Annotated in this window: 9 protein-coding genes; 7 read left to right on the plus strand and 2 right to left on the minus strand. The window is 57.9% G+C overall.

The features are described from left to right. Nucleotides 1–104 precede the first annotated feature (104 nt). The 7 genes from BAR1_RS01880 (at nucleotide 105) to BAR1_RS01910 (ending at nucleotide 10,081) form a co-directional block, all read left to right on the plus strand. Entirely contained in the window at nucleotides 105–1,091 is a 987-nt protein-coding gene (locus tag BAR1_RS01880; RefSeq protein WP_118941447.1) for a complex I NDUFA9 subunit family protein, read from the plus strand. A gap of 13 nt (nucleotides 1,092–1,104) precedes the next feature. Beyond that, on the plus strand, nucleotides 1,105–1,911 hold the full coding sequence (locus BAR1_RS01885; RefSeq protein ID WP_118941448.1) for an undecaprenyl-diphosphate phosphatase: 807 nt from the start codon (nucleotides 1,105–1,107) through the stop codon (nucleotides 1,909–1,911). 158 nt (nucleotides 1,912–2,069) lie between these two features. Beyond that, a complete protein-coding gene (locus tag BAR1_RS01890) occupies nucleotides 2,070–3,503 on the plus strand; it encodes an NAD(P)-dependent oxidoreductase (RefSeq protein WP_118941449.1) in 1,434 nt (477 codons plus the stop codon). Between the two features lie 50 nt (nucleotides 3,504–3,553). Beyond that, nucleotides 3,554–3,982, plus strand: a complete 429-nt coding sequence (locus BAR1_RS01895) for a GFA family protein (RefSeq protein ID WP_118941450.1) — start codon at nucleotides 3,554–3,556, stop codon at nucleotides 3,980–3,982. After that, a complete protein-coding gene (locus BAR1_RS01900; RefSeq protein ID WP_118941451.1) occupies nucleotides 3,979–4,701 on the plus strand; it encodes a hypothetical protein in 723 nt (240 codons plus the stop codon). The genes BAR1_RS01895 and BAR1_RS01900 overlap by 4 nt, the downstream gene beginning before the upstream one ends. Beyond that, nucleotides 4,691–9,223, plus strand: a complete 4,533-nt coding sequence (gene gltB, locus BAR1_RS01905) for a glutamate synthase large subunit (RefSeq protein WP_118941452.1) — start codon at nucleotides 4,691–4,693, stop codon at nucleotides 9,221–9,223. Before BAR1_RS01900 ends, gltB begins: the two co-directional genes overlap by 11 nt. A 171-nt stretch (nucleotides 9,224–9,394) precedes the next feature. Beyond that, a complete protein-coding gene (locus BAR1_RS01910) occupies nucleotides 9,395–10,081 on the plus strand; it encodes an SH3 domain-containing protein (RefSeq protein ID WP_162891644.1) in 687 nt (228 codons plus the stop codon). A 55-nt stretch (nucleotides 10,082–10,136) separates the two neighbouring features. Here the strand turns inward: BAR1_RS01910 and BAR1_RS01915 are convergent, their stop codons facing one another. Continuing rightward, nucleotides 10,137–11,279 (minus strand): AAA family ATPase, encoded by a 1,143-nt coding sequence (locus BAR1_RS01915; RefSeq protein WP_118941454.1) that lies wholly within the window; start codon nucleotides 11,277–11,279, stop codon nucleotides 10,137–10,139. Continuing rightward, nucleotides 11,263–12,084 carry an RNA ligase family protein gene (locus BAR1_RS01920; RefSeq protein ID WP_118941455.1) on the minus strand — a complete coding sequence of 274 codons (822 nt, stop codon included), beginning with the start codon at nucleotides 12,082–12,084 and terminating at the stop codon, nucleotides 11,263–11,265. The genes BAR1_RS01915 and BAR1_RS01920 overlap by 17 nt, the downstream gene beginning before the upstream one ends. Nucleotides 12,085–12,120: the final 36 nt, after the last annotated feature.

Consider the following 12,120-nt stretch of genomic DNA (forward strand, 5'->3'; position numbering starts at 1 on the left):
GGGGTGTCAACGGCAGAAAAGGTATTTTTTCACCTTATCATCTTTGCTTGTCCCCGGGCCCGTTAAAAGCTATTGAGAAAACAACATTTGATCGGAGGTTTCCCATGTCCAAACTTGTCACCATTTACGGCGGGTCCGGTTTTGTCGGGCGTTACATTGCACGGCGGATGGCCAAAGCAGGCTGGCGTGTGCGGGTTGCGGTGCGTCGCCCCAACGAGGCCCTGTTCGTGCAGACCTATGGTGTGGTCGGGCAGGTCGAGCCGGAATTGTGCAACATTCGCGATGATGCTTCGGTAAGGCACGCGATGCGCGGGGCGGACGCGGTGGTGAACTGTGTGGGGATCCTGAACAATCTGGGCAAGAACAAATTCGATGCGGTGCACCATGAAGGGGCCGAGCGGATTGCGCGGTTGGCATCACTTGCCGGTATCAAGCGGATGGTGCATCTATCGTCGATATCTGCCGATGTAGACAGTGACAGTGAATATGCCCGCACCAAAGGGTTAGGCGAGCAGAGCGTGAAGACCTATTTCCCCGATGCAACCATCCTGCGCCCGTCTGTGGTGTTCGGGGTCGAGGATCAGTTCTTTAACCGCTTCGCATCAATGACAACTTTTTCGATGGTTCTGCCCCTGGTTGGTGGAAATAGCCGTTTTCAACCGGTTTATGTCGATGACGTGGCCGCCGCTGCCGAAGTCGCCTTGACAGGTGACGCACCCACCGGCGTTTACGAGTTGGGCGGGCCGGAAGTGGATACGCTTAAAGGGCTGGTTGAATATATGCTGAAGGAAATTCAGCGCCGTCGTCTGGTGGTGAACCTGCCGTTCTGGGTTGGCTCGGTTATGGGGTTCGGCTTTGACATGATGCAGGCGATGTCCGGGGGGCTGATCCCCAATACTATCCTGTCGCGTGACCAGGTGCGTTTGCTCAAGCATGACAATGTGGTTTCCGAAGGCGCCCGCGGGCTGGCCGATCTGGGAATTAAACCGACCCCGTTCGAAGCGGTTGCGCCGGATTATCTGTGGCGGTTCCGTCCGTCCGGCGAATATGCCTCGATCAAGGAATCGGCCAAGAAGTTGCGTAAAGCCTAGTTAAGGGGTTCCCATGACCGACAGCACCACGCTGGTTTCACTGTTTCTGGGGGTGTTGGAGGGGTTGACCGAATTCCTGCCGGTGTCCTCGACCGGCCATCTGTTGTTGGCGGGCCATTTCCTGGGGTTCGAATCGGCGGGCAAGACCTTCGAGGTAGTGATCCAGTTGGGGTCGGTTCTGGCAATCCTGACGATCTATTCCGGCAAGCTGTGGAATGTGTTTCGCACCGCGCCGAATGATCCGCAATCGCGCCGCTTTATCCTGTCGATCCTGATTGCGTTTATGCCAGCCGTGGTAATCGGCGTGCTGGCGCATGATTTTATCAAGGAAGTGCTGTTCGAAACGCCCAAACTGATTGCGATCATGCTGATCCTTGGCGGGGTGATCCTGTTGTGGGTGGACCGGCTAAAGCTGACCCCGCGCCACCACGATGCGATGCGCTTTCCCTTGGGGATGTCGCTGGCCATCGGGTTTATCCAGTGTCTGGCGATGATTCCGGGGGTTTCGCGCTCGGGTTCGACGATTGTCGGGGCGTTGCTGATGGGGGCGGATAAACGTGCAGCGGCCGAGTTTTCGTTCTTTTTGTCGATGCCAACCATGGCAGGGGCCTTTGCCTATGATCTGTACAAGAATCGCGATGTTCTGGACGCGGGCGCGTTGAATGAAATTGCGATCGGCTTTGTCGCCGCATTCATTACTGCGGTTTTCGTCGTCAAGTGGCTGTTGGGCTATGTTAGTAAAAATGGCTACGCCTTGTTCGGCTGGTGGCGGATTATTGTGGGCGGGGCCGCGCTGCTGGGGCTTGTTTTTATTGGGTAAAGGTAGATAGGTAAATGATACTTACTTATATTTTGACCCGTCCGGCATGAATTCTGACAGAGCCACGAAAAAAAGTTAATATAGGTCAGCATACATGACTTTTCTTTTCTGCCCCTCCCCTTTATGAGAGGAAGCAGGAAAAAGATGGAGTCAGAACCGTGGCCAAGCAACCGATGTTGAAATTTGTCGATGTGAAACGGGATATGCCGCAAAAGCGGGATGCCGAAGTGCGCAATCACGACTTTGACGAAATCTATGCCGAATTCGCCAAGGCCAAGGCCGCAGAGCAAGCCAGCCGGTGCAGCCAGTGCGGCGTGCCGTTTTGCCAATCGCATTGCCCGCTGCACAACAACATTCCCGACTGGTTGTTGATGACCGCCGAGGGGCGGTTGCAAGAGGCATACGAGATCAGCCAGGCGACCAACACCTTCCCTGAAATCTGTGGCCGTATCTGCCCGCAGGACCGGTTATGCGAAGGCAATTGTGTAATCGAAAATTCTGGCCATGAAACGGTGACGATCGGTGCGATCGAGAAATACATCACCGATACGGCGTGGGAGAACGGCTGGGTCAAACCAAACCTGCCCTATGCGGAACGGGGCGATTCTGTTGGCATTATCGGCGCCGGACCGGGTGGGCTGGCGGCAGCGGACAGGCTGCGGCAGGCGGGCGTTCAGGTCACGGTATATGACCGTTATGACCGTGCGGGCGGCTTGCTGACCTACGGGATTCCGGGGTTCAAGCTGGAAAAAGATGTGGTGATGCGCCGGATACAACAGCTCGAGGCCGCAGGCGTTCAGTTTGTGCTGAACTGCAATGTTGGCGAAGATCTGAGCTTTCAGGCGATCAGCGGCCAGCATGATGCAGTGCTGATTGCCACCGGCGTTTACAAATCCCGCGATTTGCAGGCCCCCGGCGTGGGCGCACAGGGTGTGGTTCGGGCGATTGATTATCTGACGGCCAGCAACCGCGTTGGTTTTGGCGATGTGGTGCCGGAATATGAAAGCGGCGAGTTGAATGCCAAAGGCAAGCGCGTGGTTGTGATTGGCGGCGGGGATACCGCGATGGACTGTTTGCGCACCGCGATCCGGCAGGGGGCAACTTCGGTCAAATGCCTGTACCGCAGGGATAAAAAGAACATGCCTGGCAGTATGCGCGAGGTTCAGAACGCCGAAGAGGAAGGCGTGGAATTTGTCTGGCAAACCGCACCAAACGGTTTTATCGGCGATCCGGTCGAAGCTGTGAAAGTGCAGAAAATGCACCTTGGCGCGCCGGATGCCACAGGCCGGCAAAGCCCCGAGGTGATCGAGGGGGCGGACTATACCGAGCAGGCCGATCTGGTCATCATGGCGCTGGGCTTTATGCCCGAAGACCTGCCAACACTATGGGACGAAGGCGCGCTTGAGGTAACACGCTGGGGCACCATCAAGGCCGACTTCAAGACCCATGAAACCGCCATCGACGGAGTGTTTGCCGTGGGCGATATCGTGCGCGGGGCGTCACTGGTGGTCTGGGCGATTGCGGATGGGCGCGAAGCAGCGGATTCGATTTTGAGCTACCTGAATGAAGCGGCCAGCGTGGCCGCCGAATAGGCGATATCGGGAACGGGCCAGCAGGATCACTTGAACTAACGGAGGATGAAATGGACAGGACTGGAAAATGCCTATGCGGTGCCGTGCGTTTCACGATCCGTGATCTGAATACCGAATTCGGCACCTGCCATTGCAAGATGTGCCAACGCTGGGCGGGATCGGCTCTGCTGGGGTTGACGGTTCCGGCCGATACGGTCCGTTTTGAAGGCATAGAAAACGTCAAACGCTATCAATCCTCGGACTGGGCGGAACGGACGTGGTGTGGGAAATGTGGCTCGGGCCTGTGGTATCGGGTGACAGCAGAGGGGCCGCATCACGGCTTTTACCACATGCCGATTGGCCTGTTGGATGATACATCCGGCCTGACCATGTCCCGCGAGATTTTCACGGATACAAAGCCCGATTGTGTAACGTTTGAAGGTGATCGGGAGCGGTTGGATACGGCGGCAACGCTGGCATTGTTCGGGGTGACAGAATGAAGTGGTTGATTGCAATTCTGGCGGTTTCACCCGTCGTCGTGACCGCCGGCACCTTCACCCCGCCCAAGGGCTGCACCGCCTATCTGACGGTGCAATTGAGCAGTTGCAGGGTCGAGCAACACTGGACCTGTGCGGGGGATCCCGAAGGCGACCACTGGGCGCTGACGATCGATGCGGATGGCCCCAGTTATTTGCAGCATTTGGACCGTGAATTCCGATGGCTGGAAAACTACCCGCTGCCGGGTGATTTCAAACGGACGTTAAGGCAGCCTGAAGCAGACCCGAATTCCCTGACGGATTTGCTTGAAAAAGGGCGGGACGATTTTGATTTTGAGCAAACCGTGCTGCGCGGCGGCAAGCCGTTTGCGACCGAACATGTCACCGGCTTTGACAAGCTGACCGGAACAAAGGTGCGGATTGATGGCGAAGATCTGCTGGTGACCGAGTTTAAATTTCAGGTCGAAAGCAAATCGGGGGGCGATACATCCCGCACCTATGGCAACCAGTATGTCAGCCCGAAGTTTCGTCTGTTTTTTCAGGGCCGCGAGACCGAAGAGGTTGGCGGCGAAACCTATCAATACGATGAAAAGCCCATGCTGTTTAGCGAACCGGGCGAGGCCGGATTTCTGGCGGACAAGCCGAAATTCGGGTGTGACGAGATGATGTCGGGGCTGCAAATGCCTTTGGCCACCGCAAAGGAGAGACGCGATGAACTATGATGTGAACTGGGCCAAGGAACAACAGGACCGGCGCGAATGGCTGGCTGAAAACGGCATGTATTCCGAGGCCGAGGAGCATTCCTCTTGCGGGGTTGGTCTGGTCGTTTCCGTGGATGGAAAACCCAGCCGCAAAGTGGTGGAAAACGGCATTTCCGCGCTCAAGGCGGTCTGGCATCGCGGGGCGGTGGATGCCGATGGAAAAACTGGTGACGGGGCTGGCATACACGTTCAGATTCCAGTGCGGTTTTTCTATGACCAGATTGAGCGCACGGGCCATAAGCCGCGGATGGACGAATTGGTTGCCATTGGTCAGGTATTCCTGCCGCGCGAAGATTTCGGCGCGCAGGAACATTGCCGGACCATTGTGGAAACCGAGGTTCTGCGCATGGGCTATCATATTTACGGCTGGCGTCAGGTGCCGGTGAATGTGGGCTGTCTGGGCGAAAAGGCCAACGCCACCCGTCCCGAGATCGAGCAGATTCTGATTTCCAACTGCAAAGGTGTGGACGAGGACACATTCGAGCGCGAATTATATGTGATCCGCCGTCGGATCGAAAAGGCGGCAGTCGAGGCGAATATCAGCGGGCTGTATCTGTGCTCGCTGTCCTGCCGCTCGATCATATACAAGGGCATGATGCTGGCCGAACAAGTGGCCGAATTTTATCCCGACCTGATGGACGAAAGGTTCGAAAGCGCCTTTGCGCTGTATCACCAGCGTTATTCCACCAACACATTCCCGCAATGGTGGCTGGCCCAGCCGTTCCGCATGTTGGCCCATAACGGCGAAATCAACACGTTGAAGGGCAATGTGAACTGGATGAAAAGCCACGAAATCCGCATGGCTTCATCCGCGTTTGGCGAACTGGCCGAAGACATCAAGCCGATCATATCGGGCGGGTCCAGCGACAGTGCGGCGCTGGATTCGGTGTTCGAGGTGCTGGTGCGGGCCGGACGCAACGCGCCGATGGCGAAAACCATGATGGTGCCTGAAAGCTGGAGCAAACGGGCGGTGGAACTGCCCGAACCGTGGCGCGATATGTACTCCTACTGCAATTCGGTGATGGAGCCATGGGACGGCCCCGCCGCCCTGGCCATGACCGACGGGCGCTGGGTTTGCGCGGGGCTGGATCGCAACGGGTTACGCCCAATGCGCTATGTGGTCACCGGCGATGGTCTGTTGATGGCCGGATCCGAGGCCGGAATGGTGCCAACGGACGAGGCCAGCGTGGTGCGCAAGGGCGCGCTGGGACCGGGGCAGATGATTGCGGTGGATATGAAAGAAGGCAAGCTGTTCAAGGACCGCGAGCTAAAGGACATGCTGGCCGCCAGTCAGCCGTTTGGCGATTGGGTTGGTAAGATTGTTGATTTGGAAGACACGCTGGATGGGATTTCCGAGGCTTCGATTTTCACGGGCGCGGAACTGCGCAAACGCCAGATCGCGGCGGGCTATTCGGTCGAGGAGTTAGAGCAGATTCTGGCGCCGATGGCCGAGGATGGCAAAGAGGTTCTGGCCAGCATGGGGGACGACACGCCCTCGGCCGTGCTGTCGGAACGCTATCGTCCGCTAAGCCATTTCTTCCGGCAGAATTTTTCGCAGGTGACAAACCCGCCGATCGACAGTTTGCGTGAATATCGGGTGATGAGCCTGAAAACCCGTTTCGGCAATCTAAAGAACGTGCTGGACGAAAGCAGCAGCCAGACTGAAATTCTGGTGCTGGAAAGCCCCTTTGTCGGCAACGCACAATTTGCCAAACTGCTGGAGCATCTGGGCGATTCCGTGGTGGCGATTGACTGTTCCTATGATGCGGACGCGGGCGAAGGTGCGCTGCAAGAGGCCCTGACACGGATCAGAAGCGAGGCCGAGGATGCGGTGCGTTCCGGTGCCGGACATATCGTTTTGACGGATGAAGAGCAGAATGAAAACCGCGTGCCGCTGCCGATGATCTTGGCGACCAGCGCGGTGCATTCATGGCTGACGCGCAAAGGTTTGCGCACCTTCTGCTCGATTAATGTGCGCTCGGCGGAATGTATTGACCCGCACTATTTCGCGGTGCTGATCGGCTGTGGTGCGACCGTGGTCAACGCCTATCTGGCCGAGGATAGCTTGGCAGACCGGATTGAACGGGGCCTGCTGGATTGCACCCTGACCGAGGCCGTTGCCCGTTACCGCGCGGCGATTGACGCGGGGCTGTTGAAAATCATGGCCAAGATGGGGATCAGCGTGATTTCGTCCTATCGTGGCGGCCTGAACTTCGAGGCCGTGGGCCTGTCCCGCGCAATGGTGGCCGAATATTTCCCCGGCATGACCAGCCGTATTTCCGGCATCGGCTTGCACGGCATCCAGCGCAAGCTGGGTAAGGTGCACGCGATGGGCTGGCGCGGCGGGCAGGATGTGCTGCCGATCGGCGGTTTCTACAAGGCGCGGCGCACCGGCGAAACCCATGCGTGGACGGCCAACAATATGCATCTGATGCAGTCGGCTTGCGACAAGGCATCGTTCGAATTGTGGATGCGCTATTCCAAGGCGATGCACAGTAACCCGCCGATCAACCTGCGCGATCTGATGGATTTCAAACCGCTGGGCAAAGCCATCCCGATTGAAGAGGTCGAGAGCATTACCGCGATCCGCAAGCGGTTTGTTACGCCGGGCATGTCGCTGGGCGCGCTGTCGCCCGAGGCGCACAAGCTGCTGAATGTGGCGATGAACCGGATCGGCGCGAAATCGGACAGCGGCGAGGGCGGCGAGGATCCGGCGCATTTCGTGCCGGAACCCAATGGCGACAACCCGTCGGCCAAGATCAAGCAGGTGGCCTCGGGCCGGTTCGGGGTAACGGCGGAATATCTGAACCAGTGCGAGGAACTGGAGATCAAGGTGGCGCAGGGCGCCAAACCCGGCGAGGGCGGGCAGTTGCCCGGCATGAAGGTTACCGACCTGATTGCGCGCCTGCGTCATTCGACCAAAGGCGTGACGCTGATTTCCCCGCCGCCGCATCACGATATTTACAGTATCGAGGATCTGGCACAGCTGATTTACGATCTGAAGCAGATCAATCCGCGCGCCAAGGTGACGGTGAAACTGGTGGCCAGTTCCGGCGTCGGCACGATTGCCGCCGGCGTGGTCAAGGCCAAGGCCGATGTGATCCTGATTTCCGGTCACAACGGCGGCACCGGTGCCAGCCCCGCGACCAGCATCAAATATGCCGGCCTGCCGTGGGAAATGGGCTTGACCGAGGCACATCAGGTTCTGGCAATGAACAACCTGCGCGAACGGGTGACATTGCGCACCGATGGTGGTTTGCGTACGGGCCGCGACATTGTGATGGCAGCAATGATGGGGGCCGAGGAATACGGCATCGGCACCGCCGCGCTGATTTCGATGGGTTGCATCATGGTGCGCCAGTGTCAGAGCAATACTTGCCCGGTCGGCATATGCACACAGGACGAACGCCTGCGCGCAAAATTCACGGGCACGGCGGACAAAGTGGTGAACCTGATCACTTTCTACGCACAGGAAGTGCGGGAAATTCTGGCGTCCATCGGCGCACGGTCGCTGGACGAGGTGATCGGGCGCGCCGATTTGCTGGGTCAGGTTTCGCGTGGTTCTGCCCATCTGGATGATCTGGATTTGAATCCATTGCTGATCAGTGTCGATGCGGGTCAAGGGATTACCTATGACCGCTACAAGCCGCGCAACGAGGTGCCCGATACACTGGACGCCGAGATCGTCAAGGACGCCGCACGCTTCCTGAATGACGGGGAAAAGATGCAGCTGCAATATGCGGTGCAGAATACGCACCGAACAATTGGCACACGAACCTCGAGCCATATCGTGCGCAACTTCGGTATGCGCAATTCGCTACAACCCGATCACCTGACGGTAAAGCTGACCGGCTCGGCAGGTCAGTCGCTTGGCGCGTTCGCGGCACCGGGCCTGAAACTGGAAGTGGCAGGTGATGCCAACGATTATGTCGGCAAGGGCCTGTCGGGCGGCACCATCGTGGTGCGCCCGCCGATGGTTAGCCCGCTGGTGGCCTCGGACAATGCGATCATCGGTAACACGGTGCTTTATGGTGCGACCGATGGTTACCTGTTTGCCGCCGGACGTGCAGGCGAACGGTTTGCGGTGCGCAACTCGGGCGCCAAGGTGGTGATCGAGGGCTGTGGCACCTGTGGCTGTGAATATATGACCGGCGGGGTGGCCGTTATTCTGGGCCGGATCGGCGCGAATTTCGGTGCGGGAATGACCGGTGGCATGGCCTATGTCTATGATCCGGACGGGTTGGCGCAAGAGCTGATGAACCGCGAAACGCTGGTCACCTGTCCGGTGACGATGCCCCATTGGGAGGCCGAACTGAAGGGATTGATCGAGCGCCATTTGGCGGAAACCGGCAGCCGCAAGGCGCGTGATATACTGCACCACTGGGATAAGTCGCGCGGGCATTTTGTGCAGGTCTGCCCCAAGGAAATGCTGAACAGTCTGCCGCATCCGCTGTGGATCGAAGCGGGGCAGGAGACGGCGTAGACCTATCTAACCATCAGTAAATAAATAACAAAGCCCATCTTTGCCATGCTGCAAAGGTGGGCTTTGACGTTGGGTAAGGAATCCATGACTTGTGAGACGGCGCGTTTGGGAGTGTTCTGTAGTCAGACGCAATATTTACAGGGCGGAGACGCCAATTTTTGGAGAAAGACCATGACGAATTTTGCAAAAGTAGTTTCAGGTATTATCGCGGCCACAGTTGGCCTGACCCTTACTGCAACATCGGTTCTGGCGGTTGAAGCGACAGCAAAATCAGCGGTGAACGTGCGCTCGGGGCCAGGGGTCAGCTATGGCAAAGTTGATGCGTTGTATGGTGGCGAGGCCGTCGAGATAACCGAATGCCGAGGCAACTGGTGCCACATCCAGCATCCGGGGCCGGATGGCTGGGTCAGCGGACGGTATCTGATTGCCGTTGAAGGGAGCAGCGAAGCTGGTGGTGGCACAGGTGGCAGCCGCAGTTCGGATGATGCAGCAGCGGCGGCGATTATTGGCGCGATTATCGGTGGTGTGATTGCGGGGCGTTCGTCCGATCCTGCACCGGCAGAGCCGGAACTGCCCTATGGGCCGGATACCTGCAAGCCGGGTTATGTCTGGCGGGATGCCATTCCGGGCGATCATGTTTGCGTGCGTCCCACACGGCGCTCGAAGGCGGCCCATGAAAATGCCATTGCCGGATCAAGGGTGGACCCGGCAGGTGCCTATGGTCCCAACACCTGCAAACCCGGTTTTGTCTGGCGCGAAGCCTATTCCGGTGATGTGGTCTGTGTGACGGGCGCACGCCGCGAACAGGTGCGCCTAGAAAACCGTGACGGCCCCAGCCACCGCGTTGTTGCGCCGTAAAAGACAAGCCGTGCAAGCAAAGGAAAGCCCCTGCCATTTGGCGGGGGCTTTTGGGTTAAGTGGATAAAATATAGGTGATTTCGTGGGCCTCGGTCATATCGGGTGGTTCCAGCTTGCGTGCCAGATTTTCAACCACCGGACGGGGAACGCTTTGGTTGCGGGCATTGTTTTGTGCCAACAGGCGGTCAGGAGGCACCTCGAGATAGATGATATGAATGCGCGCGCCGTAATCCCGCAACAGGCGCAGGACTTTGCCACGGGTCAGGCGGGTTGTGTTGGTGCCGTTCCAGATAAAATCCTGACCGGCGCGCAAATGCACTTTGGCCTGTTCATATGCAGCCTGAATTACCCTGCCCTGATTGCCGGTCGGGGCAATCCCCAATGTGTTTCTTAGGGCATCCAGACTGACCACTGGCAGGTCGGGCAAGGTGTTGCGGATCCAGGTATCCTTGCCGGTGCCGGGCAGGGCTGACATCAGATAGACGGTGCAGCGGAAATCCTCGTGTGCGACATAGGCCGGATCGCGGTCCTCGCGCTCCAGAAAGGCAAGGCGACTTTCGGCATTGGCAAAGGGATAGGAATGCGTCAGGCATCCTGCCTCGGCAAATTGTTCACGGGCAAGGGCCACGTTTTCCAGCACGGCTGCCTGATCGGCGCAGGTCCGGCCCAAGGCATCGGCACGGGCGTGCAGGCACAACAGGTCAGGGCGGCAAGTCAGGGATGTGGCAATCGCAAGGCGTTCGGGTAATGGGCGCTCAATCAGCCAGAACGGCAGTTGGTGGTGGGTGATGATCGCACAAATGCGTTCACGCCAATGGAATTCGGCCCCTGCATCACGCAACAGCCCGCGTGCAATGGCGGCACTCGTGCGGGAATGTCCACGCGATGTGATGCGGCCGTTATCCTCATGCTTTGTCGTGGCGGGTTTGCCGATGTCGTGCAGGCATCCCGCCCAGAACAGCATTTCGCGGTCCTGAACCGGAAGGTTGCGCCAATCAGGGTCATCCACCAGCGCCTGAACCACCATGCGGGTATGGGTGCCGACATCGCCTTCGGCATGATGGATGGCATCCTGCGGGCAGTCGTCCAATGCGGCGAATTCTGGCCATAGCGCCCAAAGGCCGGGCCAGTCGATAGACCAGTCCGGTGCGGTTGGCACAAAGGACAGCAGTGTTGCGGGGTTAATATGCTGTTTCATCATACGCCCCTTTCACGCCCAGCACGGGGGCGAATATATCAACCGTTTTGGCCAGTTGGTTTGGCAGGATCGGGCGGTCCTGCCAATGACCCTCGGAGGATTGGATCGCTTGCAGAAAATCACCACGCACGTATTTGTAACGCTCGGTGACGATGCCATCCTGTTCCACCTTGAGATACAGCCCTTCGGCCAGATCACTATCCTCGGTCTGTTTTTCCACAAAATCGCTGCGGCTGCCGGATTGGGTGGCCGCCAAGGTCAGCGCATCCCGCCAGTTTGCCGATTTATAGATCGAGGGGCGGATCAGGGTTTGGATCTGTGACAGGGAATTGACCATGCCCTGAAACAGCACCGGCACAGGAAGGATAGGCAAGCCGTGCAGCAGTTTACGGCGTGCTTGTGTTGACAGAAAACAATCGGTTTTGCGGTCATACACATCGAATTCCAGAAAGTAGTGCATCAGTTGGTCATAGAAAACGGTGTGTTTGGCATACATCCATTCGCCATACATCACATATTGGCTGCCCAAAACGATGCGCAGCCGGTCGGCGTGAGTAAAGGCCCATGTTTTCAGCAGGTCAAAATGGCGTTCACGGTAACCGCCGGTCAGGTAATGACCACGGCTTTGCAGCATCAGCCTACCGTCCATGTCAAAAGAGACCGCGCAATTTGCGCCATCCACCTTTTCCTCGATTGTCAGGAAGGCGTTTTTCAGTTCGGCAATCGGCTTATCGTCGCCAATATCACCATGCTGAAGGCGTGAACCCTCGATGTGCCGCGTGCGCGGGTATTTTAAGAGTGTCATTGTAATATCTCACGAGATTGGAAAGGCGCCGGGCCT

The sequence above is a fragment of the Profundibacter amoris genome, assembly GCF_003544895.1.
Classification (GTDB): Bacteria; Pseudomonadota; Alphaproteobacteria; order Rhodobacterales; family Rhodobacteraceae; genus Profundibacter; species Profundibacter amoris.

Excerpts from the sequence above, each read along its gene's own strand:
- BAR1_RS01880 (WP_118941447.1), top strand. The coding sequence starts at position 105 with ATGTCCAAACTTGTCACCATTTACGGCGGGTCCGGTTTTGTCGGGCGT.
- BAR1_RS01885 (WP_118941448.1), top strand. The coding sequence starts at position 1,105 with ATGACCGACAGCACCACGCTGGTTTCACTGTTTCTGGGGGTGTTGGAG.
- BAR1_RS01895 (WP_118941450.1), top strand. The coding sequence starts at position 3,554 with ATGGACAGGACTGGAAAATGCCTATGCGGTGCCGTGCGTTTCACGATC.
- BAR1_RS01900 (WP_118941451.1), top strand. The coding sequence starts at position 3,979 with ATGAAGTGGTTGATTGCAATTCTGGCGGTTTCACCCGTCGTCGTGACC.
- gltB (WP_118941452.1), top strand. The coding sequence starts at position 4,691 with ATGAACTATGATGTGAACTGGGCCAAGGAACAACAGGACCGGCGCGAA.
- BAR1_RS01910 (WP_162891644.1), top strand. The coding sequence starts at position 9,395 with ATGACGAATTTTGCAAAAGTAGTTTCAGGTATTATCGCGGCCACAGTT.
- BAR1_RS01915 (WP_118941454.1), bottom strand. The coding sequence starts at position 11,279 with ATGAAACAGCATATTAACCCCGCAACACTGCTGTCCTTTGTGCCAACC.
- BAR1_RS01920 (WP_118941455.1), bottom strand. The coding sequence starts at position 12,084 with ATGACACTCTTAAAATACCCGCGCACGCGGCACATCGAGGGTTCACGC.